Raw genomic sequence first — 20,976 nt, forward strand, 5'->3', positions numbered from 1 at the left:
TTTTTTAAGCTTTTTTGTGGGGTTTGGTGCCTCGGAAGGATAACGGAATAGAAAAAGGGATGGAATAAAATCAGAATATCAGCGGCGCCCTGTACTCGCCCCAGACCTCCCTCAGGACGTCGGTGACCTCACCGAGGGTCGCGAGGTGCCTGTGGGCCTCGATGATGTAGGGCATAAGGTTCTCATCCTCGCTTTCTGCCGCCTTCCTGAGCCTGTCCAAAGCCTCCTCGACCTTCTTGCTGTCCCTCTCGGAGCGGAGCTTCTTGAGGCGCTCGATCTGCTTCTCCCTGATGCTCGGGTCGACCTTGAGGATCTCGACGTCGAGCGGTTCATCGACTATGAACTCGTTGACGCCGACGATGATGCGCTTCTTCTCCTCGACTTCTTTCTGGTACTTGTAGGCGCTCTCGGCTATCTCCTTCTGGATGTAGCCGCGCTCTATAGCCCTCATCATGCCGCCCATCTTCTGGATCTTCTCGATGTACTTCAAAGCCTCCTCGTAGATGTGGTCGGTGAGCCACTCGATGTAGTAGCTTCCGCCGAGAGGATCGATGGTGTCGACGACGCCGCTCTCGTAGGCTATGATCTGCTGGGTCCTCAGAGCAATGCGAACGCTCTTCTCCGTCGGGAGCGAGAGGGCCTCGTCGTAGGAGTTGGTGTGCAGGCTCTGGGTTCCCCCGAGAACTGCCGCTAAGGCCTGGATCGCAACCCTAACGATGTTGTTCTCCGGCTGCTGGGCGGTGAGGGTTGAGCCGGCCGTCTGGGTGTGGAAGCGCAGGAGCATCGAGCGCGGGTTCTTGGCGTTGAACCACTCCTTCATGATGTAGGCCCAGAGCCTTCTCGCGGCCCTGAACTTGGCAATCTCCTCAAGGAAGTTGTTGTGGGCGTTGAAGAAGAAGCTCAGCCTTCCGGCGAACTTGTCGACGTCCATACCCCTCTCGATGACGGCCTTAACATACTCTATACCGTCGGCAAGGGTGAAAGCAACCTCCTGAACGGCGTTGGCACCGGCCTCGCGGATGTGGTAGCCGCTTATGCTTATCGGGTTCCACTTGGGAACGTTCTCGGCGCAGTACATGATGATGTCTGTCGTGAGCCTCATGCTCGGCTGGGGCGGGAAGATGTAAGTGCCACGAGCTATGTACTCCTTGAGGATGTCGTTCTGGACCGTTCCGCGGAGCTGCTCTGGCTTAACGCCCTGCTCTTCAGCCACGAGGATGTACATGGCGAGAAGGTTCGCCGCTGTGGAGTTGATGGTCATTGAAGTGGAAACCTTGTCGAGCGGGATTCCGTCGAAGAGAATTCTCATATCCCAGAGCGAATCTATCGCGACACCGACCTTACCGACCTCGCCCTCGGCCATCGGGTGGTCGGAGTCGTAGCCTATCTGGGTGGGTAAATCAAAGGCGACACTCAGACCGGTCTGCCCCTGCTCGAGGAGGTACTTGTAGCGCTTGTTGCTCTCCTCGGCGGTTCCAAAGCCGGCGTACTGCCTCATGGTCCAGAAGCGGCCGCGGTACATCGTCGCGTAAACGCCTCTCGTGAACGGGTACTCACCGGGGAAGCCGAGCTTCTCCATGTAGTCCCAATCTTCGCCAAGGTCGGCCGGAGTGTAAACGCGCTTTATCTCAAAACCGTCGTCCGTCATGAACTTCTCCTTTCTCTCCGGAGCCTTCTGGAGGAACTTCGCGACGGTAGTTTCCTCCCAGCGCTTCTCCTCCTCCCGGATTTTCGCGAGCTTCTCCTTATCGAAGGTCATGCCTACCACCTGCCCCTATTTGGGCGCCGGCCTATAAAAAGCTTTTACATAACTAAAGGTTGAGCTTGCCTTTGGATAAATTGTCCATCAGCCGAGCCGCCTCTCCAAGTACACGAACAGGCCCAGAAGGACCAGCAGGCCGGCTATGAGCAGGTAGCCGGCGTATTTGCCTAGCCCTCCAGCCTGAACGGGAACGCTCTCCGGCACCATTTCAATCGAGACGTTGCCTGCTCCGACTATGGAGACCGCAATGAAGTCCTCGTAGGGCCTGATGTTAACGCTCCCCTCGACCGAGGTCCCCCTGCCCCTGAAGACGCCCTTGAAGTCAGAGGACAACGGGTCAAAGTCCTTTCTCTCGTCGTTCAGGGTAAAGTAGTACGCCCTGATCTCAACAGGACTATCGGAGTGGACTTTGAGGTTGAGCCTCTTTCCCCTTATCCCCGTGGCGTTGATGATGAACGTCCGTATTCCAGTTCCGAACTCCTTCGGACTCACCTCAAAGCTGAGGTTTCCCGGCCCGTTCATGTAATCGGCCACGAGAAGGATTCCCCGGAACCTGTCCCCCTCGAGCATCAGCATGAAGTCCGTCTCGTTAAAGACCACGTAGTCGGCCATGCCCTTCCTCTGCTCCGATGAGTGGAGTATCCCGCCCGACTTCGAGAGGACGTGAACCGTCAGGTCGGCCCCCTGCTGGACGTACTCCCCGTAGGCGATTGCTATCTTCTCCCCGGGCCACTCCTCGAAGGCGAGGGGCGGCGTCAGGTCGGCCCCCGCGAACCTGTAGGGTATCCCGACGAAGTGGGTCTCCGCGGTGTAGTTCATCTTCGCCAGCCAGTTGTCGCCGTAGACGGGCAACAGGCCGAGGCCGTAAACTTCGAGCTCAAGGGGGAGGACTCTAGTTCCGTCATCTGTGTAGACGGTTACGTTGAAGGTGATAGGCTCGCCCAGGGAAAAGCCGCTCGGCAGGTTCGGAACGGTGAGGACGAGTGAAACCTGGGCGGCCCCATCGACGTTGAGCTCCCGTATTTCACTCTCACCGGCGTAGAAGGAATAGTGCATCGATTCAGGCAGGCCCTCAATGCCCAGCCTGACCCTTCCAGAACCTTTTAACATGAGAATGTAAGCTCCCCTGCCACCTAAGGGCACCCTTATGCTCCCAGACTGGGCCTCGACTTGGATTCCCTCCGAGCCGAGCATGACTGGGAACGAGAAGCCCCCGATTTCAGAGGTGGCCGTCAGTGTGAGGTAGGATGCATCCGAGGGGACTTCAAACTCAACCTCCACCAGCTCCCCAGGTTTTATCTCCACATCCCTGGAGAGCGGATTTCCAACAATGACTCCGTTCTGAAGGGCGCTCACCGTGCCTCTGAAAGTCACCTCTCCCGCGTTCCGGAGCCTGACAACCAGGACGCTTCTGTTTTTCTGCACGCCGTCGAGAACAAGCAAAGCGGGTTTAAGGTAGAAGCTCTCCTGGGCCAGGGCGCCGTAGTCAACCAGAACCATCCCCTGGGCCACGGGGGAGGAAAAGGCAACCGTGTTACTGCCCCTCCTGAGCTCCACCCTCTTGGTCTCAGCCGTCAGGCCGTTGTAGAGGAGCTTTACCGTCGCGTTCACAGGGTCGCCCCTGTTAAAGAGCTCAACGACGGGCGAACCGTTGCTCCATATCCTCTCTATCGAGACCTGCTTATCGAACTTGGTAATGGATACCGTCTTGGAAATTCCCTGTTCTTCCATCACAAGCGTTAGGGGCGAGCTTGGTGGGCTGAGCTTAAGAAGGATGGATTCTCCGCAGTCCAGCTCAATCGGGACCTCCTTGAGAAGGATTCCGCCGGAGTAGACCTTAAGCGTTCCGTTCAGCGGGTAAAAACCATTGCTGGTCACGTTGAGCTTGACGTAGGTGTCAAAGGCCTCAATAACCTTCACATCGAAGTCGTGCTTCTTCATAACTCGTACAGAGGAGTAGTTCCCCGAAACGTGGAGCCGGAGCCTTAAGGTGGAGGGGTCAAAGCTCCCGACGGCGTAGGTTACCCCATCGACCGTGAGGTTTTCCCCGAACCTCAGAACGGGAGAGTAGCTTCTGTTCCCGGCATCGACGTGGAGGAGGATAAGCGAGCCCCCGTTGGCAACGTCAAAGGTGACGACCTGGCCGTCCACTAGCAGAACCTCATCTAACCCCATCTCAACGGAAAGGGCCATGGCCTCACTGGAGAGGGAGATGAGGATGAGCATGAGGACGAGGAACTCAGGCCTTCCTACCCGATTCATCTGTACTCCCTCCTGTAAAGGCCGATGAGGGCAAAGATAAGGCTGAGAATTATCGTAACCGCGAAGAACAGGGCGCTGGAAGCGGGGTCCCCCTTGTAGGCGTCCAGGCCCGTGTGGAGGGTGAAGCCCTTCTTTAAGAGAACGCCGAGCTGGTAGTTCAGAGTGAACCTCTCGGGGTCGTCGAAGAACGGCAGCTGCGGGAGTATGAACTGGGCCACAAAAATGACGCCGAAGCTCGCGAGGGAGGCGTAGAGAGGACGAGAGAGTATTACCGAGAGGAACATTGAGAAAGCCCCAAGGGAGCCCAGCACGAGCAGTGTGACTCCAAGGGCAAAGAAGACGTCCCCGACCGTTGAGCTGAAGCCTTCAAAGCCCCTCTTGTAGAGGAGCACCATGTAGACCTGGAGGGTGAGGTAGGGGACTCCAAAGAGCACCGCCATTCCCGTCATTCCGGCGAAGAACTTGCCGAAGAGTATCTCGCTCTTTCTTATCGGCTTCGTCAGGAGGAGCCTTATCGTGCCCCTGTCAATCTCGCTCGCGATGAGCTCACTCATGAGAATTATGACCACGAGCTGGCCGATGACGCTGGCCCAGAAGTTGACTATGAAGGACGCGAAATTCACCTGGAGGGAAATCTGGAGCGCCCGGGTGCTGTACTCCGTTATGTCCTCGTGGGTGAAGAAGTAGACGATCACGGGAAGGAGCATAAGTGCGAGCATCACCTTCAGCCGCCTCGAACGGAGGAGCCTCATCACTTCGTTTGAGTACAGGACGCCGATTGCACTCATGTCTCCTCACCCATGCCGAACTTCTCCATGAGGATTCTCTCAAGCGGGCTCGTGTGGGGCCTGAAGAGCTTTAGCCTCACCCCGTTCTCGACAAGATACCGCGGAAAGGCCAAGAAGAACTCCTCAAGGAAGCGGGGCTCCACGCGGACCCTTATCACGCCTTCCTCCTCCCAGACCTCGCGGACGTAGGGCTTCTCTCTGAGGAAGGCGATGGCCTTATCGTTGTCCGAGGTGACGACGTCATACTCGTCCTCCTCAACGCTCACGAGGTCCCTTATCCTGCCCTGGGCTACCAGGACCCCACGATTGATTATTCCGACGTGGTTGCACATCTTCTCGACCTCGCTGACAATGTGGGAGCTGATGAAGATGCTCTTTCCCTGCCTCGCGAGCTCGAGCACCTTGCCGATGAACTCTATCCTTCCAAGGGGGTCGAGGTTCGCGGTTGGCTCGTCGAGTATCAGCAGCTCGGGGTCGCCCATGAGGGCGGCGGCAAAGCTTACCCTCTGTTTCTGGCCGGAGGAGAGCTCCTTTATCTTGTTCAGGGCCAGCCTTCCCACTCCAGTGTACTGCATGAGCCTCTTTGCCTGTTCAACGGCGTCCCCCTTCTTCATCCCGCTGAGCCGGCCCATATACACGAGGAACTCAAAAATCGTCATATCCTCATAGGCTATCGGGACCTCTGGCATGTAGCCTGCTTTCCTCATGATTTCGACCCTCTCGCGCGGCATCTCCATGCCAAAAATCCTTATCTCACCGTAGGTGGGCTTCAGGGCACCGGTGAGCATCTTAATTGTAGTTGTCTTTCCCGCTCCGTTCGGCCCGAGGAAACCGTAGACAACGCCCTTAGGCACCTTGAGATTCAAGTGGTAGACGACGTTCCTCTTGCCGAAGAACTTGGTTAGGTCTCTGGTCTCGATGACGTAGGTTTCCATCTCAACACCAAGAGTTCTATCGAAACGGATGTAATTAAGGGTTTCGGGCGGGAAGATTATATTGGTCAGGGTGTATTCAATAACAATGATAATCGGAAAAGTCGGCCTCGACAGCTCGGCGCGCTTCACCTTCCAGAGCCACGCCCACACCGACCACTTCGTCAGCGGAGAGGTTATTTTCGCGACGAGGGCAACAAAATACCTCAGCCACCTAAGGAAAGGCGGCTTTTACAGGGAAATCGATTTCGGGAAGACCTTTTACCTTGGGGACCTCAAGGCAAAGCTCTACCCTGCCGGCCACATGCTTGGCTCGGCCGGGATAAAGCTCTGGCTCGAGGGCGGGACGCTCTTCTACACCGGAGACACAAAGTGGTTCAAGCTCAGAACGGCAGAGAAGAGCCGCTTTCCAAGGGCGGACTTTTTGATAATCGAGGCCACCTTCGGCGTTCCGAGATTCACCTTTCCCTCACCGAGAGAGGCGGAAAAGAAGCTGGTGGCATTTGTTGAGGAGACCCTTGACAGGGGAAAGAGGCCGGTTCTCTACGTTAATCAAATGGGAAAAGCCCAGGAAGTCATGAAGATACTCGACGTCCACGGCTACACAGTTAGGCCGAGCGGGACAATGCTGAAGGTCGCTAAGGTTTACTCCAAGTTCGGGATCAAGTTCGGAAACGTTGATAAAGACGGAGAGGTTGTGCTCCGCTCATACCGCTCGCTGAAGGTCGAGAACTCGTTTTCTCCCTGGGAGCTTACTGTCTCGGGCTTCGGAAGGCTGAAGCTCAGCAACCACGCGGACTTCTGGGAGCTGATGAGGATAATCGAGAAAATTAAGCCGGAGAAAATCTTCACGGTCTACGGCTTCGCGGATGAGTTCGCGAGGATTCTCAGAGGGCTTGGTTATGATGCCCTTCCCATCAAATCCGACTCTGAGCTGAAGCTGTAACCCAGCAGATTTTAGTCACCATCGCATACTAAAATCGAAAAGTTTATAAAGGGTGACGTTTTTAGTAACTAACGGTAATCAAAAGGGCACCGGGAGGTGGTGCCGATGGCCTGGAGGAGGGACCGCTACTGGGACCCCTTCGACCTGATGAGGGAGATACAGGAGGAAATCGACGCCATATTCAGGGACGTCATGCGCGGCCCGAGGCTCTGGGGCTGGCGCGAGTCCGAGGAGCGCACCGAGTTTGCCAGTGAGACCTGGAGGGAGCCCTTCGTTGACATCTTCGACCGCGGTGATAAGTTCGTCATCACAGTAGAGCTCCCCGGAGTCCGCAAGGAGGACATCAAGCTCAGGGTTACGGAGGACACCGTCTACATCGAGGCCCAGATGAAGCGCGAGAAGGAGCTTGAGCGCGAGGGTGCAATAAGGATCGAGCGCTACTACAGCGGCTACAGGAGGGTCATCAGACTGCCCGAGGAGGTCATCCCGGAGAAGGCCAAAGCAAGGTACAACAACGGCGTCCTTGAGATCGAGATACCCAAGAAGAAGCCCACCAAGCCAGAGAAGGAGGGCTTCGAGGTTAAGATTGAATGACGGCTTTTTCGTTTATTTTCCGGGGCTTTGCCCTCTACAGCCCAAGCCTTTAACTCTCATTGGGAGCTGAAATCAGAAGGGATGAATCGCGATCATCGGCCATGAAAAAATTTGGAGGTGGTGAAAAATGGCCGAAAGGAGAGAGGTTAAGTTGAAGGTAGCTTCCGCTTACCAGCGCGACGTTGGTAGGGGAATAGTTAGGATCGACAGAAAGGCTATGCGCGAGATTGGAGTCCAGAGCGGCGACATAATCGAGATCATCGGAACCAAGAACACCGCCGCGGTGGTCTGGCCTGCTTACCCAGAAGACGAGGGACTCGGCATAATCCGCATGGACGGAACCCTCAGGAAGAACGCGGGCGTTGGACTCGGAGATGAGGTTACGATAAGGAAGGCAGAGGTCAAGGAGGCCAAGAAGGTCATCGTTGCCCCAACCGAGCCAATACGCTTTGGTGGAGACTTCGTCGAGTGGCTCCACAGCAGGCTCGTCGGCAGGCCGGTCGTCAGGGGTGACTACATTAAGGTCGGAATCCTCGGCCAGGAGCTGACCTTCGTCGTTACTGCAACGACACCGGCCGGAATCGTCCAGATCACAGAGTTCACTGACTTCCAGGTCAGCGAGAAGCCCGTTAAGGAGGTCAGCAAGACTGCCGCACTTGGCGTCACCTACGAGGACATCGGCGGCCTCAAGGACGTCATCCAGAAGGTCAGGGAGATGATAGAGCTCCCGCTCAAGCACCCGGAGATATTCGAGAAGCTCGGCATTGAGCCGCCCAAGGGTGTCCTGCTCTACGGTCCTCCCGGAACAGGTAAGACCCTGTTAGCAAAGGCAGTCGCCAACGAGGCAAACGCCCACTTCATAGCGATAAACGGACCGGAGATAATGAGCAAGTACTACGGTGAGAGTGAGGAGAGGCTTAGGGAGGTCTTCAAAGAGGCTGAGGAGAACGCCCCGGCGATAATCTTCATCGACGAGATCGACGCTATAGCGCCGAAGAGAGAAGAGGTCAGCGGAGAGGTAGAGAAGAGGGTTGTCAGCCAGCTGCTCACCCTCATGGACGGTCTCAAGAGCCGCGGAAAGGTCATCGTCATTGGAGCCACCAACAGGCCCGACGCGATTGACCCGGCACTGAGGAGGCCAGGAAGGTTCGACCGCGAGCTTGAGGTCGGTGTTCCGGACAAGCAGGGAAGGAAGGAGATACTCCAGATCCACACCAGAGGAATGCCCATCGAGCCTGAGTTCAGGAAGAGCAAGGTCATTGAGATACTCGAGGAGCTTGAGAGGAACGAGACCTACAGGGATGCCGCAGAGAAGGCTATAGCCAAGGTCAAGAAGGCCGAGAGCGAGGAGGAGATAAAGAAGGCCCTCCGCGAGGTTGAGGAGAGGCTCTACGATGAGGTCAAGGCAAAGCTAATCGACAGCCTGCTTGAGGAGCTCGCCGAGGTTACGCACGGCTTCGTCGGTGCCGACCTCGCAGCCCTGGCGAGAGAAGCCGCAATGGCCGCCCTCAGGAGGCTGATACAGGAGGGCAAGATAGACTTCGAGGCGGAGCACATACCCAAAGAAGTGCTTGAAGACCTGAAGGTCACCAGGAGGGACTTCTACGAGGCCCTCAAGATGATAGAGCCTTCAGCGCTCAGGGAGGTCCTGCTTGAGGTTCCGAACGTCCACTGGGACGACATTGGTGGCCTAGAGGACGTCAAGGAGGAGCTCCGCGAGGCAGTCGAGTGGCCGCTCAAGTACCCGGAGGCATTCATGGGCCTCGGCATCAACCCGCCGAAGGGTATCCTGCTCTACGGACCACCCGGAACAGGTAAGACCCTCCTTGCAAAGGCAGTAGCGAACGAGAGCGAGGCTAACTTCATAGCCATCAAGGGTCCGGAAGTGCTGAGCAAGTGGGTCGGTGAGAGCGAGAAGAACATCCGCGAGATCTTCAGGAAGGCGAGGCAGGCGGCCCCAACGGTGATATTCATCGACGAGATAGACGCAATCGCTCCGCGCAGGGGAACCGACGTGAACAGGGTCACCGACAGGCTTATCAACCAGCTCCTGACTGAGATGGATGGAATCCAGGAGAACAGCGGCGTGGTCGTCATAGGCGCTACCAACAGGCCGGACATCATTGATCCAGCCCTGCTCAGGCCGGGAAGGTTCGACAGGCTCATCCTGGTTCCAGCACCAGACGAGAAGGCCAGGCTCGAGATATTCAAGGTCCACACCAGAAGGGTTCCGCTGGCTGAGGATGTCAGCCTCGAGGAGCTGGCCAAGAGGACCGAGGGATACACCGGTGCCGACATCGAGGCCGTGGTCAGAGAGGCAGCGATGCTCGCCATGAGAAGGGCACTCCAGGAGGGCATCATACGGCCCGGCATGAAGGCCGACGAGATAAGGCAGAAGGTCAAGGTCACCATGAAGGACTTCGAGGAGGCCCTCAAGAAGATCGGCCCGAGCGTGAGCAAGGAGACGATGGAGTACTACAGAAAGGTACAGGAGCAGTTCAAACAGGCCAGGGGCTGATGCCCCTAATTTTTTCTAATAATATCCACTCAGTTTGCCAAGTGAAGATAATCGAAAAATTTCTGTGCTGAAGGATCTTTTCAAGCCACCCACTCGAGCTCGTACTCCCTGGCCTTCAGCCTCTCCATTTCTTCCCTTGCTATCCTCTCTGCCTTTGACAGGTCGTTCGTGACGACTATCCTCTCCTCTGGGAGTGTGTTTTCCCGGTAGTAGACTATTCTGACCAGCATCGCGGACACCTCACATATCACTACTGGCAACAAGAGATTTTGAGAAGTTTAAAAGCATTGTTGGCCTAACAGGTTCATCAATCAACATCTTTGTACGAACATAATAAGACAACAATAGCCATATTAATACACCGGAACAGAATTGGATATCCCCCGAGCGAGGGGATGGGGGAAGAAGAATGGGAGAAGAAGAATCACTCAAGCTTTTCGAGCTCGTAGACCCTCGCGCCCTTCCGCTTCAGCTCCTGCTTCGCGAAGTGCCTCGCCTCGTCGGTAGTTTCGGTTTCAAAGACAATGGTCTTTCCATGGTGGTCTCCGCCATAGAGTGTGAGGGACCACTTCATGATACCACCAGCGGCATTTGCCATTTGTTCAAGGTTTATAAGTCTAACGGGGCAACTTTGGGTATGCAGTTGATGATTCGACAGGAGGCTTTAAAGTCGATTATCCAAGTGGCGGAAAAGAACGACCTTGAGGTGTGCGGCTTCCTCTTCGGGAGGCGAGAGGAGGAGACGTTCAAGGTCGAGGAAGTCCGCTTCATCACGAACAGGCTGAACTCTCCTACGGAGTTTGAGATGGATCCCTTAGAAATGGTGGAGGCCATAGACGAGGCCGAGGAGAAGGGCCTTGAAGTTGTTGGCATCTTCCACTCCCACCCCAAGTGCCCGCCAAGGCCGAGCGGGAAGGATTTGAGGGGGATGGAGCTCTGGCCAGTGGCCTGGCTGATCGTTGATGGAAAGGGGAACTATGGAGCATATGTTTTGAAGGATGGAAGAGTGGAAGAAGTTTCCGTGAAGGCTGTTTAGTCCTCCCTTATCACAATCTCGATCTTCCGTCCATCACGGTAACCCTTCATCGCTGAGAGCATGCCCTTTATCGTTTTTTCAACGAGCTCCTGCACCCAGTCCTTCATGGGAAGAACTTGGCCGTCGATTTTGACCGTCACCTTCGGCTTTGAGCTGAGGACGACGCAGTCCCTGAGCGTTTTCTCACCCTTCACTATCATCCTCGCCATTTCGGCACACTTGAAGCCACAGAGGCCGCAGTCTATATTGGGCAGCATGAAGGCGCGCTTTTCCACGAGGTCGGCGAGCTTTTCCGGTTCCTTCGTGGCGTCTATGACTGGGAGGCCGTCTATCTCTCTGACCTCGTTCCCTGCTACAACCCCGCTCACAGCTACGGCGAGGCCATCGTTGAGTTCTCTAACGTCCTCCTCGCTCTTCGCGCAGATGACCTTTGGAACGTGCTGGACGCTTTTGAAGCCCTCGAGGAGAAGGAAGTCCGCGTTAACCATCGAGAAGAGCGCGTTGATGTCCTTTGCCTTAAACAGAAGCGCGTCCGTGTCGTTAGCCCTGACTATGACTGAGTCTGCCACCTGTGAGAAGCGCCATGTGTCAGTTCCCTCTCTGTCAAATTCGGCGTGCATGCTCTTCGCTATCGCCACGCGGTAGCCGCGTTCCCTCAGCACCCTTGCGACCGCCTCGACCGTCGTCGTCTTACCGCTCTTCTTGACGCCTACGAAGGCCACTGCCCTCATGATTCCACCTCAGAGGAGCATTATCCAGTTCAGGTCTTCTATTTTAACCACCAGCGCTTTGGCTTTATTTCCGGCTATGTCCACGACGTCCCTCAGGAGTATGACCTCCTCGTCGAAGTCCTCGAGGATTCCGGTGAACGAATGCTCGTTGCTAACCGAGAGAGCCACGCGCTTTCCTTTCCATGATTCCAGAGTCTTATCGAGCAGGTACTGCTTCTCGCTCATCCCCTCACCTCCTGAAAGCAAAAGTCTATAAGACTTTTAACGGTTTCCGGTTCGGTGATAGAATGAGGTTCGTGACGAAGAACGAGGCCGTCAAGAGGTCATTTCTTGAGGACTTGAAGAGGGAAGGGATAAAGTTTGAACTCAACGAGAGGCTCTCCTACGAGAGCTTTGTAGGCTACATGCTTGAGGGAACATTGGAGGAGATAAGGGCGCAGATAGAAGTCATGGAGGGCGCTGACAAGGAAGCCCTCATCGAGGGATTCACATCCTTTAAGGAAAGCCTGAACCACATCCTCGAGCACATAAAAGTCGGGGAGAAGTTCGAGGTCCTCCTGAACGAGGGGCCGTGGGTGGCCGAAATCCTCGACCAGCTGACGAGGAACGGCGCGATAGACTACGAGGACGGCGTTATAAAGCTCCGCGATGGGGTGGACGTCACCAAGCTCCGCTTTGAGTTCAAGTTCCCATTCAACCTCGTCCACAACCCAGAAAGCGCCGAGAAGATAGCCAAGCAGTTCGCCTTCGCCGACCTGACTATGGAATACGAGTTTGAGATACTCGAGCTTGACATGGGCAAGATAAACGCCCTCGGCAAAATCGCGAGCAGATACTTCCCGGAGGATGTTCTGCTGAGGGTTTACTTCGCGCTCGTGGGCAGGGCAATCCTCTCGAGCGAGATACTCAAGAGCCTTGGCAATGAGAAGGTGGAGCTGAGTGAGCTCGTCAAGGCCTTCGCCAGGGCGGCGCCGATAGCGATTCCAACGCCAAAGGGAACGCTCGTCATCAACTACTCCCCGGTGGCACTCGAGGAGGTGCTCCGCTTCCTCAAAAGGCTCGGCTACATTGAGATAAAGGCCGGAAAGGTCAAGAAGCTCAGGGATCTGGTCTGAGGTAGTCTATTCTTGCCTTCCCATTCTTTTCCAGCCATCTTAGGAGCTCTTGAGCGAAGGCGAACTTCTTCCCCTTGCTCTCCCATACCGGCGAGTGCTCCCTCAGGGAAGGCTTGCTCCACTTCCCAACGACGTCGCCAAAGTCAAAGCCGATCAGAACTATCTCCCTCGCGCCGAGGGCTTCCGCCAGAAAAGCCGCCCTGTCGCCGTCTGTGAAGCCGCCGAAGTTATACACGATGTCGAGGGGGTCAGTCTGACAGGTTCCGAGGATTCTGGAGAAGAACGGAACGTAGGTCGTCAGTTTGTCGATGTTGTCACCGTGGGCATGAATAGCCATGAAGGAACCCCTGTCGTTTGCTATCCTGAGGTCAGGAATCCTTCCGTCTAAGTCTGTCACGATTACGTCGGGAACCAAACCCGCATCGAGGAGTGCTGAAGTCGCACCGTCTGCCGCTATGAGCGTTCCGTCTGAGAAGTCGAACTGCTTTAGGGCATCTTCCAGGCTCGGACCGGCACCGAAGACGTAGGCCTTTTTCCTGATAATGGCTTCAAGCTCCTCCCTGAGGATGTACTCGTCGCCCTCGAGGAGAAGGGCGCGGAGGATTTGAGCCGCCCTTCTGTCACCATCAATTGAGTATCCCATCTCGCGGACTATTCTCAGGTAGAACGGCTTCCACTGCTCCCAGTTCATTTCTCTCCCCTCAGCTTTTTATCGATCTTCAGCATCTCCCTCCACTGCCTGCCCGGCCAGTAGATTTGACCACAGTTCTGGCAGATATAAAACTCATCGTACCTCTCGTAAACTGTGGAAGGGACCTTCCCTCTGACTTCTTCCTTTGAGGCGCGCCCTATTGGGCCGTTGCACTTGGGACAGCGGGCGCTGGGTGGAAAGAGCTCCCTGAAGTCGACCCCAAGGCGCTTGAGTTCCTTCACCTGCTCTTCAAGGGAGTTCGATGATAGGAGGAAAACTTTGGCGCCGAGCCTCTTTGCCCTCTCCGCTAAGCCAGAGTCCCTCGTCAGGATTATCCTGTCCTCCTTAAGGGCAACATGGACTATCTCGTCATCGTCTTCTATCCCGTAGAGCGTGTCGTAGCCATAGAGACGCAACCAGCGGGCCAGGCGGCCGAGCATCATGTCCGCTATAAAGCGCATGAGCATCGAAAGGTATTAATCCGTCTGGGTTAAAGTGTTTCCGGTGGTGAAATGCACTACGAGGAGGTTGAGACGCTGCTGAGGCGCTCAGAGGATTACCTGGAACTTGCGAATTCCGCCTTTGAAAGTGAGAAATACGACGCTGCAATATTCCTCGCGGAACAGGCCCTTCAGCTCCACATAAAAGCCCTCTTAATCAAATATGCCGACCTGAGGATAAGGAGCCATTCACTGAGAGAGCTTTTGTATCGCCTTGGACAGGTCTTTAAACTGGAAGACCGCATCGAGGAGTTCATAAGGGCTAACAGGAAGCTCCTGCGGGAGCTTGAGGACGCTTACATCGAAACAAGATACGAGGCAAGGGTTTACTATAGGGAAGATGCAGAAGAACTCATCGAGTTCGTTGCCAGAGTTATGGACTTCGTGGAGGGCCTGGCTGATGAGTTCGAGAGAGGCAGTAATCTCCAGGATGATTGAGGACGGAAGAAAGCGCTACCTCATGATAAAGCACTACAGGAGATACCTCCCCGCGATAAAGCGCGCCTGCGAGGAAGTGTTTGGCCAGTGCGAACTCTACGTCTTCGGAAGCGTCTTAACCGGGAAGTTCACAGCCGGGAGCGACGTTGATCTCCTGATAAAGGTAAGAAAGGCCCCAAAAAACCTCCGCGAGAAGGCCGAGCTCGAGGTTAAAATCGAGGAGCTCGCAAACCTCCCCTACTATCACCCCTTTGAGTTCCACATCGTTGACGAGGAGGGCTTCAGGCGATACGTTGAGGTTCTCAAGGTGAACCCCGTTAAGGTCGAGTGAGGGAATGCTTTTTAAGCGGGAATATTTTACGACCATAAAACAGGTGGTAGCTATGCTGGTTTATTTCATCGGCACCGGCGGGAGCGAGGGGATTCCAGCCCATCTGTGCACCTGTTCGACCTGTAATGAAGCAAGAAAGTTCGGCTTCGCACAGAGGAGGCCCTCAACTTTGGCGATAATCACCGAGAACAAAAGGGCAGTTCTCTTCGACGTTGGAACGGATATAAGGGACTTCCTCAACGTCCCTCTGGAGGCGATTTTTCTGACCCACTGGCACCACGACCACATCTACGGCCTCTACAAGCTCCGCTGGATGGCGAAGGAGACGAGGCTCTATGCCCCAGAGGGGCACGCCGATGCTCTAATCCTCAACGACCCGAAGAACCTGAGGCCCAACGTGATAAAGCCCGGTCAAACTCTAAAGGTTGACACCCTAAAAATCACCCCGATCAGGCTCAACCATCAGGTCGAGACCCTGGGCTACCTGATAGAAGAGGACGGGAAGAGCGTTGCAATCCTCTACGACACGAAAGGCCTTCCAGAGGGGACGAGGGAGTTTTTGGAAGAGAGGGCCCCGCTGAGGCTAGCTATCGTCGATGCCACCTATCCGCCTGGAACCGACGATCCCTACCACAACAACGTCGATGAGGCCGCTGAGATAGGCCTTTCTCTCGCCGAGAGGACCGTTTTAAGCCACATATCGCACAAGAACCTGCCTTTCCTTGAGCTGACTGAGTACGTGAGAAAGAGGTGGGGGAATAGAGTCCTCGTCGCCTACGACGGGATGGTGTTCTACGTCTGATAAACTTCCTTGATGGTGGTGGGATATCCGGAATACACGGCGAGGACTACCATGGAGGTCGTTTCCGTGTTGGTATCACCAACCGGAGCGATTTTTCCATTCTCAACCCAATAGCCCGTGATTATTCCACCGTTCTCGGCCTGCAGAGAAGAGATCACGTTAAGACAGTGCGAATAGACGTTTCCACCCTCTTTGGGTTTTCCAAGGGCACGGTAAAGGTATACGAACAGGGCGCACTTGTAGGTCTGATACGTTCCATCAAAGGCTCTGTCCCTGAAGCCGTTTCCGTCCCACATCCCAAGAAGCCGAGAATAGATCTCAAGGGCACCGCTTTCGTTCCCATTTATGAGCTCGTTTAAAGCCCCGTAAACAAGCAAATCCGCGTAGGACTCCCAGTCCTCCATTCTGCAAGAGGTGTTGGCTATCTCGTATTTTATCTCGAACGTCGCGTTGAACTTTTTGGAGTAGACTTTGCCCAGATTTCGTGTCTCGACGCAGTAGAACCCCGCGATGGGTCTCCCGGGGAGAGGGTCAACTTTCCCGCTCCATCCCCCAGAATAGTTGGCGTTGAGGTTCTCAAGGATGCGCCTCCCAATCGGGGAGCCGAGGGCGACGAGGGCGCGCGAAGCTAGGAGGTTGTCATTCGCTATGTAAATCGTCTCATTGTCCGGGTAGGCTTTAACGGCCGCCCTGAGAAGATTTGCCTCGGGAACGTACTGTGATTCGAGGAAGGAGCGTAGCTTTGAGGAATTCAAGGGATACTCCAGCGAGGGTTTGGGAGTGCTCTTCCCGTGCCACACCAAAAACCCCACCACGAGCAGGACGATGAACACGGAGGACAGGAAATACCTCCTCATCGAAGTGAGTTCTCAAGAACCGTAAAAGCCTTTTGGGGAAAGTCTAATTTTCTACGGTGGTGACATGCGCGTTCTTGAATTAGCGAAGAGGCGGAAGACCGTGAGGCAGTTCCTCCCAGACAGACCTCCGAAGGAAGATATACTGAAGGCGATAAAAGCTGCGAAAGAAGCCCCATCCGGAATGAACGCCCAGCCCTGGAGGTTCGTGGTAATCGACGACGACTGGCTTAAGGGCAGAATAAGGGAGCTCTGCGAGGCCGAGGAGGAGAAGTTCTACTCGAGGACCAAGGGAGACCTCATGGCCTGGCTGAACGCCAAGGGCTTCAAGCCGGAGAAGCCATTCCTGAGCGAGGCACCCTACCTAATCCTCGTCTTCGGATACACCAAAGCCCCTTACTGGCTCCAGTCAACGTGGATAGCCGTTGGCTACCTGCTTCTTGCCCTTGAAGAACTCGGCCTCGGGACTGTAACATACACGCCACCGAATCCAAAACCTGTCGAGGAACTCCTGAAAACTCCCCCTGAGTACAAGCTTCAGACGATTCTGCCGGTAGGTTATCCAGCCGATCCAAAGCCGAAATACGAGAGGAGGAAGCTGGAGGAGGTGGTGAGCTTCAACGGCTTCTGAGGAAACTCTCCAGTTCTTTCAGAACCTCCATCTGCTCGTAGGTCTCGACGGCACCGGGCCTTACCGAGCGAACCCTCCTCAGGGCCTCGCTCAGACGCAGGTTCTTTGAGTACATGAGCCAGGCAACCGCAACGGTTCCGCTCCTGCCGAGGCCGCCCATGCAATGGATTAAGACCCTCTTTCCTTCCAGAACCCTGGCATCGATCCAGCGGAGGATTTCGAGGAGCTGCTCAAGACTCGGAGCGGTGAAATCCAGAATCGGGCTGTGAAGGACCTCAACTCCCCTCTTCTCCCATTCTTCGAGTGAGTAGGGTAGCTCGTAGTCCTCTACTAGGACAACGATGGCATCGAAGTCATCGGCAACTTCATCGAGCTCAACATCGCTCGGCATCCTTGAAAAGGCCACGTTCTCATCGACGAACCTAGCCGAGAGCCACATTCACCACACCCTCGTTCCGACCGGAACCTCTTCCGAAACCGGGAGGAGGTAAACCGTTCCGTCCTCTGTCTCCGCAACGATGAGCATTCCCCTGCTCTCGACGCCGGAGAGCTTTTTGGGCTTCAAGTTGAGAACGAAGACGAACTTCTTCCCCTCGAGGTCCTCCGGCGAATACTGGTCGGCTATTCCAGTGATTATCGTCCTCTCTTCGCTCCCGAAGTCAACCTCGAGCTTGATTAACTTCCTCGTGCGCTTCAGCTTCTCAGCCTTCTTCACGAGGCCAACGCGTATGTCAAACTTCCAGAATTCCTCAACGTCGTAGAGCTCCATCGAACCCACCGGGGACAGTTATGCGGCAATGTATTTTAGGGTTGTCCCTCCCAGAGGAGGGTTTTGTCACCCTCTGATGAAGCCAACAGGGTTCCATCAGCGTCGAAGACCCATGCGCCGCCCGGTGGATAGCTGTTCACGATGAAAGCCCTAACGCCGAGGAGTTTTACTCTCTCGGCCATTGCTTCAATGTCTTCCTCGTTCGGCTGGCCGTAGTCGGGCGAGTACTCCATCGGCACGAAGAGATAAGCTGGCCTTTTCCTCCTCACCCACTTCAGGATGCGCTTGTTGTAGAGGTCACCGCAGATGATTACCGCCACTTTCCCGAACTCCGTCCAGGCTGTCCTCACCGTGTTGCCGGTGCAGAACTTGCATGGCTCCTGGAACTTTCTGTGTTTTAGGAAAACCTCGCCGTTTCTGCCGATTAAAAGGGCCGAGTTGTAGACGCAGTTTTTATAGGGTTCTAAAAGGCCGAAGACGACGTAAACTCCGTTTTTCCTCGCCAGCGAGCTTACCCGTTCGACAGTTTCATCGTAAAGCTCCGCCCCGGAAAAGTCCCACTCCTCGAAGCCCGTCAAGCAGTACTCTGGGAAGACCACGAAGTCGGGGTTATGGGCCAAGGCCTCATCAAAGCGCCTCTCGAACTCGGCCCAGTTGGTGTCGAAGTCTCCAACTTTAACGCGCATTGGAATCAAGGCGACCCTCATTTCGGCACCTCCATGACGATTATAAAGGCCTTTGCCCTCTGTCTGTGAGTGGGGGCCTCTCCGATGGTTAGATTTTCGAGGATTTTGACCCTCTTTTCACGGACAAACCTCTTCAGGGTTTCCCTCAGCCCGTTGAGGTCGAAGTCCCCAACTATTATTCTCCCTCCAGGTTTGAGGACATCAAGGGCCCTCTCAATGAAAGGGAGCGGGTCGAAGTCGTGCAGGATGTAGCTGAAAACCACCGTGTCGAAGCCTTCCAGTTCAAGCCCCCGATCGAGGAAGTCACCGTTAATGAACCGAAGGTTTTCGGCGAGTTTTTCAAGCCTCTTCAAGAACTCGAAGATGTGGCGATCGGGCTCAACGCCCACAACCTCCGTGGCGTTCCCGGAGAGGGCTATGAGGAGCGCTGGGTAGCCACTTCCAGAGCCAACGTCAAGCACCCTCCCTTGACCCTCCTGGGGAGCTCATTGAGGAGTTTGAGCCTCAGTCTGACCTCTTCGCGGTAGGGCCCGAACCAGGCCAGTCTGACCCCAACGAACCACTTGAACTCCTCCTCACTCCCGCCAAGCTCCCTGAAATATTCCAGCGCCTATGAGTAGAAGGCATCGAGCGGGTTTTTGGAGTTCATGAGACCTCACCCGAGCCGCGTTGTGGGCCATGATCCGTATCCATTAATCGCTCCTTCCCTCTAAAAATCTCTTCAGAATCTCTGCCTTTTCAACTCTCCCCAGCTTGAGATAGGCCTGATACTCGTACTCCAGATCCAGAACCGGGATTTTCATGCCTTCAATCTCCACAAAGCGCCTGTACTTCCTCACGTCCACTGGCGGTTCCCACTCGTCCCCGACCTTCTTCTGGATGTCCCCCATTATCTCGACTTCGATCCCATCAATCCTCAACGCCCCGAAGTGCGAGCGGATTCTCTCGCTCTCCCTGAACTTGACGGGCCTGACCACAAACTCAGAGAAGAGGCGTTCGATTTCATAGGCTCCTTCTTTATCGGTTTGAATGTCAATATCATGCGGCTCAACGGGAACTCCCTGGAGCGCAAAGCCGAGGCTTCCTGTAACGGCCCAGTCCACGTCGCTATCCTTTAGCCGCTCGTACAGCTTGCGGAGAACTTTGAGGTGACTTTCGGGAACCATCGCGACACCTCTAAGGAATTATGGATTGAATCCATAAAAACTTTGAGAGTCAGAGCCCTCCCCACCAATTACCACTTCAGCTGCTCGCTTGTGTTGAAAAACTCCTCCGCAAGTCCGGCCGGTATGTCAAAGGGATCCTCATATTTCCTGAGCTCCTTAAAGAGGGCGTCGAACTTCTTTAGCGTTTCGAGGTTCTCTCCGAGTTTATGTACACACTCCTCTGGTCCTCCATTTAAGGCCGTGCTCAGGAAGTCTGCCAGGTTTCTTATTGCAACACTAAGCTTCCAGAACTTATCCTCATCGGAGTGGAGGTACAAGATCAGGAAGGTGTGCCCAACTTCATACGCTTTATCACGGTAATCCATGGTGTAAATTAATAGGACGATTTTGGAGGCGTTGTTCTGGAGTTGGTGCTCCATGAGGTCACCTATTTCTCCTAGCGCCAGTATGCTTAGTTGAGATCCGATGTAAACATCCACCAGAATCTCCCTCTTCTCCTTCCGGCACTGCCACCAGGAGTAGGTTGAAAATACTGAAGCCACGAGGAGCAGGGCTATGACAAAGACGACAAGAGCTTTTCTTCCGGTCATGCCACCATCTCCTTGGATTTTTTGGCTGTTTCCCCCAGTTTTTCGGCTATCTTCACGTATGCATAACCTTCGAGGGCCATGACGGCTGTGTACGCCGCCACCATGTAAACGTGCCCTTCAAGCGTGCCCAGGAGCCAGTCAGCCTTTTCAACGGTCATAATCCTGTCAAAGAAGTCGCTGAGGCCATGCGCAAGGATTAGACCCTCGATTCTCCGGAACTTCCAGCGGTAGATCGAATAGACTATGCCAGCCAGGAGGGGATTGTAAAGCCTCCAGAAGTTTGGGAAGGTTGGCTGGAATGAGAAGCGGCTCCCGATATGACCCAACGAAAAGATTATGGCCGTGGCAATTACCGCGAACTTCGGTCCCTTCCAGAGCTCAAAACCCCTCTGCATCAGCCCCCTGAATAGTATCTCCTCGTAGAGGGCTACGAAGACAAGATACCTAACCAGCAACACCAGATATATTAAAAGGACAACTTTCAGCGGCTTCCCAAACGTGTTCAGGCCTACTCCCAGGGGGAGAATCCACACAAAGCTCAGGAGCATGAAGGCTATGGGCAGGAGGATGTGGATTTTTAGGTCAAGCTCTCCTCCGAGTCCGAGCTCTTCCTTTCCAACGCCGAGCTTTTTAACGACGAGATAAAGCAGGAAGAGCATAAGTATTCCAAGGGGAACCCAACCTATATCCCGGTAAAATAGAAGAAGTATGCTTGAACCAACAATCTCTACCCCAAGGGCGGACAGTGCTATCTTCTTCCCCCTATCCATTGAACCACCCCGAGATTCTCACATCCTACATTAAGTTTCAAAAACTTTAAAAACAATTCGCCGT

At 54.8% G+C, this 20,976-nt stretch carries 26 protein-coding genes and 1 pseudogene; 9 read left to right on the top strand and 18 right to left on the bottom strand.

What is annotated here, in order from left to right:
• Positions 1-70: 70 nt before the first annotated feature.
• From A3L08_RS09525 to A3L08_RS09540, 4 genes are all read right to left on the bottom strand, one after another.
• Entirely contained in the window at positions 71-1,759 is a 1,689-nt protein-coding gene (locus A3L08_RS09525) for an acyl-CoA mutase large subunit family protein (protein ID WP_088854781.1), read from the bottom strand.
• An 87-nt stretch (positions 1,760-1,846) separates the two neighbouring features.
• Positions 1,847-4,024 (bottom strand): COG1470 family protein, encoded by a 2,178-nt coding sequence (locus A3L08_RS09530; RefSeq protein ID WP_088854782.1) that lies wholly within the window; start codon positions 4,022-4,024, stop codon positions 1,847-1,849.
• Positions 4,021-4,812, bottom strand: coding sequence for an ABC transporter permease (locus A3L08_RS09535; protein ID WP_088854783.1), 792 nt, complete (start codon positions 4,810-4,812; stop codon positions 4,021-4,023). Before A3L08_RS09535 ends, A3L08_RS09530 begins: the two co-directional genes overlap by 4 nt.
• Positions 4,809-5,747 (bottom strand): ABC transporter ATP-binding protein, encoded by a 939-nt coding sequence (locus tag A3L08_RS09540; RefSeq protein ID WP_088854784.1) that lies wholly within the window; start codon positions 5,745-5,747, stop codon positions 4,809-4,811. Before A3L08_RS09540 ends, A3L08_RS09535 begins: the two co-directional genes overlap by 4 nt.
• Positions 5,748-5,832: 85 nt before the next feature.
• Between A3L08_RS09540 and A3L08_RS09545 the strand changes: the two genes are divergently transcribed.
• From A3L08_RS09545 to A3L08_RS09555, 3 genes are all read left to right on the top strand, one after another.
• Positions 5,833-6,690 (top strand): MBL fold metallo-hydrolase, encoded by an 858-nt coding sequence (locus tag A3L08_RS09545; protein WP_088854785.1) that lies wholly within the window; start codon positions 5,833-5,835, stop codon positions 6,688-6,690.
• A 105-nt stretch (positions 6,691-6,795) separates the two neighbouring features.
• Positions 6,796-7,284, top strand: a complete 489-nt coding sequence (locus A3L08_RS09550; protein ID WP_088854786.1) for an Hsp20/alpha crystallin family protein — start codon at positions 6,796-6,798, stop codon at positions 7,282-7,284.
• A 127-nt stretch (positions 7,285-7,411) separates the two neighbouring features.
• Positions 7,412-9,802 carry a CDC48 family AAA ATPase gene (locus tag A3L08_RS09555; RefSeq protein WP_088854787.1) on the top strand — a complete coding sequence of 797 codons (2,391 nt, stop codon included), beginning with the start codon at positions 7,412-7,414 and terminating at the stop codon, positions 9,800-9,802.
• An 80-nt stretch (positions 9,803-9,882) separates the two neighbouring features.
• Here the strand turns inward: A3L08_RS09555 and A3L08_RS10035 are convergent, their stop codons facing one another.
• Positions 9,883-10,032, bottom strand: a complete 150-nt coding sequence (locus A3L08_RS10035) for a hypothetical protein (protein ID WP_198362122.1) — start codon at positions 10,030-10,032, stop codon at positions 9,883-9,885.
• Between the two features lie 194 nt (positions 10,033-10,226).
• Entirely contained in the window at positions 10,227-10,376 is a 150-nt protein-coding gene (locus A3L08_RS10040; protein WP_198362123.1) for a hypothetical protein, read from the bottom strand.
• Between the two features lie 63 nt (positions 10,377-10,439).
• Between A3L08_RS10040 and A3L08_RS09560 the strand changes: the two genes are divergently transcribed.
• Positions 10,440-10,838 (top strand): M67 family metallopeptidase, encoded by a 399-nt coding sequence (locus A3L08_RS09560; protein ID WP_088854788.1) that lies wholly within the window; start codon positions 10,440-10,442, stop codon positions 10,836-10,838.
• Here A3L08_RS09560 and mobB read toward each other — a convergent pair.
• A complete protein-coding gene (mobB, locus tag A3L08_RS09565; RefSeq protein ID WP_088854789.1) occupies positions 10,835-11,569 on the bottom strand; it encodes a molybdopterin-guanine dinucleotide biosynthesis protein B in 735 nt (244 codons plus the stop codon). The two genes, A3L08_RS09560 and mobB, sit on opposite strands and share 4 nt — an antisense overlap.
• A 9-nt stretch (positions 11,570-11,578) precedes the next feature.
• Positions 11,579-11,794 (bottom strand): LSm family protein, encoded by a 216-nt coding sequence (locus tag A3L08_RS09570; protein WP_088854790.1) that lies wholly within the window; start codon positions 11,792-11,794, stop codon positions 11,579-11,581.
• 62 nt (positions 11,795-11,856) lie between these two features.
• On the opposite strand from A3L08_RS09570, the gene A3L08_RS09575 reads away from it, so the two are divergent.
• Positions 11,857-12,684, top strand: a complete 828-nt coding sequence (locus tag A3L08_RS09575) for a hypothetical protein (RefSeq protein ID WP_088854791.1) — start codon at positions 11,857-11,859, stop codon at positions 12,682-12,684.
• On the opposite strand, the gene A3L08_RS09580 is transcribed toward A3L08_RS09575, so the two are convergent.
• Both A3L08_RS09580 and A3L08_RS09585 read right to left on the bottom strand, forming a co-directional pair.
• The gene (locus tag A3L08_RS09580; protein ID WP_088854792.1) at positions 12,668-13,375 is read right to left on the bottom strand and encodes a 6-hydroxymethylpterin diphosphokinase MptE-like protein; all 708 of its coding nucleotides are present in this window, start codon (positions 13,373-13,375) and stop codon (positions 12,668-12,670) included. The two genes, A3L08_RS09575 and A3L08_RS09580, sit on opposite strands and share 17 nt — an antisense overlap.
• Positions 13,372-13,836, bottom strand: coding sequence for a Mut7-C RNAse domain-containing protein (locus A3L08_RS09585; protein ID WP_088854944.1), 465 nt, complete (start codon positions 13,834-13,836; stop codon positions 13,372-13,374). The genes A3L08_RS09580 and A3L08_RS09585 overlap by 4 nt, the downstream gene beginning before the upstream one ends.
• A 51-nt stretch (positions 13,837-13,887) precedes the next feature.
• Here A3L08_RS09585 and A3L08_RS09590 point away from each other — a divergent pair, with 51 nt between their 5' ends.
• The 3 genes from A3L08_RS09590 to A3L08_RS09600 are packed head-to-tail and all read left to right on the top strand — an operon-like array spanning position 13,888 to position 15,446.
• Positions 13,888-14,313, top strand: coding sequence for a HEPN domain-containing protein (locus A3L08_RS09590; protein WP_088854793.1), 426 nt, complete (start codon positions 13,888-13,890; stop codon positions 14,311-14,313).
• The gene (locus A3L08_RS09595; protein WP_088854794.1) at positions 14,276-14,644 is read left to right on the top strand and encodes a nucleotidyltransferase domain-containing protein; all 369 of its coding nucleotides are present in this window, start codon (positions 14,276-14,278) and stop codon (positions 14,642-14,644) included. The genes A3L08_RS09590 and A3L08_RS09595 overlap by 38 nt, the downstream gene beginning before the upstream one ends.
• Positions 14,645-14,696: 52 nt before the next feature.
• Positions 14,697-15,446 (top strand): MBL fold metallo-hydrolase, encoded by a 750-nt coding sequence (locus A3L08_RS09600; protein ID WP_088854795.1) that lies wholly within the window; start codon positions 14,697-14,699, stop codon positions 15,444-15,446.
• On the opposite strand, the gene A3L08_RS09605 is transcribed toward A3L08_RS09600, so the two are convergent.
• Positions 15,437-16,303, bottom strand: a complete 867-nt coding sequence (locus tag A3L08_RS09605; protein WP_232461730.1) for a hypothetical protein — start codon at positions 16,301-16,303, stop codon at positions 15,437-15,439. The two genes, A3L08_RS09600 and A3L08_RS09605, sit on opposite strands and share 10 nt — an antisense overlap.
• Positions 16,304-16,367: 64 nt before the next feature.
• On the opposite strand from A3L08_RS09605, the gene A3L08_RS09610 reads away from it, so the two are divergent.
• Positions 16,368-16,931, top strand: coding sequence for a nitroreductase family protein (locus A3L08_RS09610; protein WP_088854797.1), 564 nt, complete (start codon positions 16,368-16,370; stop codon positions 16,929-16,931).
• Here the strand turns inward: A3L08_RS09610 and A3L08_RS09615 are convergent.
• The 7 genes and pseudogenes from A3L08_RS09615 to A3L08_RS09645 form a co-directional block, all read right to left on the bottom strand.
• The gene (locus A3L08_RS09615) at positions 16,918-17,370 is read right to left on the bottom strand and encodes a protein-tyrosine phosphatase family protein (RefSeq protein WP_088854798.1); all 453 of its coding nucleotides are present in this window, start codon (positions 17,368-17,370) and stop codon (positions 16,918-16,920) included. The two genes, A3L08_RS09610 and A3L08_RS09615, sit on opposite strands and share 14 nt — an antisense overlap.
• Positions 17,371-17,700, bottom strand: a complete 330-nt coding sequence (gene metG / locus A3L08_RS09620; RefSeq protein ID WP_088854799.1) for a methionine--tRNA ligase subunit beta — start codon at positions 17,698-17,700, stop codon at positions 17,371-17,373.
• Positions 17,701-17,735: 35 nt separating this feature from the next.
• The gene (locus A3L08_RS09625) at positions 17,736-18,407 is read right to left on the bottom strand and encodes a carbon-nitrogen hydrolase family protein (RefSeq protein WP_088854800.1); all 672 of its coding nucleotides are present in this window, start codon (positions 18,405-18,407) and stop codon (positions 17,736-17,738) included.
• Positions 18,404-18,850 (bottom strand): annotated as a pseudogene (locus A3L08_RS09630) (class I SAM-dependent methyltransferase); the annotation flags it as partial. The gene A3L08_RS09625 and the pseudogene A3L08_RS09630, both read right to left, overlap by 4 nt.
• A 228-nt stretch (positions 18,851-19,078) precedes the next feature.
• Positions 19,079-19,552, bottom strand: a complete 474-nt coding sequence (locus A3L08_RS09635; RefSeq protein ID WP_088854802.1) for a nucleotidyltransferase domain-containing protein — start codon at positions 19,550-19,552, stop codon at positions 19,079-19,081.
• A 68-nt stretch (positions 19,553-19,620) separates the two neighbouring features.
• Positions 19,621-20,142 (bottom strand): hypothetical protein, encoded by a 522-nt coding sequence (locus tag A3L08_RS09640; protein WP_088854803.1) that lies wholly within the window; start codon positions 20,140-20,142, stop codon positions 19,621-19,623.
• The gene (locus tag A3L08_RS09645; protein ID WP_088854804.1) at positions 20,139-20,912 is read right to left on the bottom strand and encodes a CPBP family intramembrane glutamic endopeptidase; all 774 of its coding nucleotides are present in this window, start codon (positions 20,910-20,912) and stop codon (positions 20,139-20,141) included. The genes A3L08_RS09640 and A3L08_RS09645 overlap by 4 nt, the downstream gene beginning before the upstream one ends.
• Positions 20,913-20,976: the final 64 nt, after the last annotated feature.

Origin of the sequence: Thermococcus pacificus, assembly GCF_002214485.1 — an archaeon.
Classification (GTDB): Archaea; Methanobacteriota_B; Thermococci; order Thermococcales; family Thermococcaceae; genus Thermococcus; species Thermococcus pacificus.

Coding starts and splice junctions, on each gene's coding strand:
- A3L08_RS09580 (WP_088854792.1), bottom strand. CDS start 13,375: ATGAACTGGGAGCAGTGGAAGCCGTTCTACCTGAGAATAGTCCGCGAG.
- A3L08_RS09600 (WP_088854795.1), top strand. CDS start 14,697: ATGCTGGTTTATTTCATCGGCACCGGCGGGAGCGAGGGGATTCCAGCC.
- A3L08_RS09585 (WP_088854944.1), bottom strand. CDS start 13,836: ATGCGCTTTATAGCGGACATGATGCTCGGCCGCCTGGCCCGCTGGTTG.
- mobB (WP_088854789.1), bottom strand. CDS start 11,569: ATGAGGGCAGTGGCCTTCGTAGGCGTCAAGAAGAGCGGTAAGACGACG.
- A3L08_RS09535 (WP_088854783.1), bottom strand. CDS start 4,812: ATGAGTGCAATCGGCGTCCTGTACTCAAACGAAGTGATGAGGCTCCTC.
- A3L08_RS09645 (WP_088854804.1), bottom strand. CDS start 20,912: ATGGATAGGGGGAAGAAGATAGCACTGTCCGCCCTTGGGGTAGAGATT.
- A3L08_RS09530 (WP_088854782.1), bottom strand. CDS start 4,024: ATGAATCGGGTAGGAAGGCCTGAGTTCCTCGTCCTCATGCTCATCCTC.
- A3L08_RS09545 (WP_088854785.1), top strand. CDS start 5,833: ATGATAATCGGAAAAGTCGGCCTCGACAGCTCGGCGCGCTTCACCTTC.
- A3L08_RS09525 (WP_088854781.1), bottom strand. CDS start 1,759: ATGACCTTCGATAAGGAGAAGCTCGCGAAAATCCGGGAGGAGGAGAAG.
- A3L08_RS09635 (WP_088854802.1), bottom strand. CDS start 19,552: ATGGTTCCCGAAAGTCACCTCAAAGTTCTCCGCAAGCTGTACGAGCGG.
- A3L08_RS10035 (WP_198362122.1), bottom strand. CDS start 10,032: ATGCTGGTCAGAATAGTCTACTACCGGGAAAACACACTCCCAGAGGAG.
- A3L08_RS09615 (WP_088854798.1), bottom strand. CDS start 17,370: ATGTGGCTCTCGGCTAGGTTCGTCGATGAGAACGTGGCCTTTTCAAGG.
- A3L08_RS09595 (WP_088854794.1), top strand. CDS start 14,276: ATGAGTTCGAGAGAGGCAGTAATCTCCAGGATGATTGAGGACGGAAGA.
- A3L08_RS09575 (WP_088854791.1), top strand. CDS start 11,857: ATGAGGTTCGTGACGAAGAACGAGGCCGTCAAGAGGTCATTTCTTGAG.
- A3L08_RS10040 (WP_198362123.1), bottom strand. CDS start 10,376: ATGAAGTGGTCCCTCACACTCTATGGCGGAGACCACCATGGAAAGACC.
- A3L08_RS09625 (WP_088854800.1), bottom strand. CDS start 18,407: ATGAGGGTCGCCTTGATTCCAATGCGCGTTAAAGTTGGAGACTTCGAC.
- A3L08_RS09610 (WP_088854797.1), top strand. CDS start 16,368: ATGCGCGTTCTTGAATTAGCGAAGAGGCGGAAGACCGTGAGGCAGTTC.
- A3L08_RS09590 (WP_088854793.1), top strand. CDS start 13,888: ATGCACTACGAGGAGGTTGAGACGCTGCTGAGGCGCTCAGAGGATTAC.
- A3L08_RS09560 (WP_088854788.1), top strand. CDS start 10,440: ATGCAGTTGATGATTCGACAGGAGGCTTTAAAGTCGATTATCCAAGTG.
- A3L08_RS09605 (WP_232461730.1), bottom strand. CDS start 16,303: ATGAGGAGGTATTTCCTGTCCTCCGTGTTCATCGTCCTGCTCGTGGTG.
- A3L08_RS09570 (WP_088854790.1), bottom strand. CDS start 11,794: ATGAGCGAGAAGCAGTACCTGCTCGATAAGACTCTGGAATCATGGAAA.
- A3L08_RS09640 (WP_088854803.1), bottom strand. CDS start 20,142: ATGACCGGAAGAAAAGCTCTTGTCGTCTTTGTCATAGCCCTGCTCCTC.
- metG (WP_088854799.1), bottom strand. CDS start 17,700: ATGGAGCTCTACGACGTTGAGGAATTCTGGAAGTTTGACATACGCGTT.
- A3L08_RS09550 (WP_088854786.1), top strand. CDS start 6,796: ATGGCCTGGAGGAGGGACCGCTACTGGGACCCCTTCGACCTGATGAGG.
- A3L08_RS09555 (WP_088854787.1), top strand. CDS start 7,412: ATGGCCGAAAGGAGAGAGGTTAAGTTGAAGGTAGCTTCCGCTTACCAG.
- A3L08_RS09540 (WP_088854784.1), bottom strand. CDS start 5,747: ATGGAAACCTACGTCATCGAGACCAGAGACCTAACCAAGTTCTTCGGC.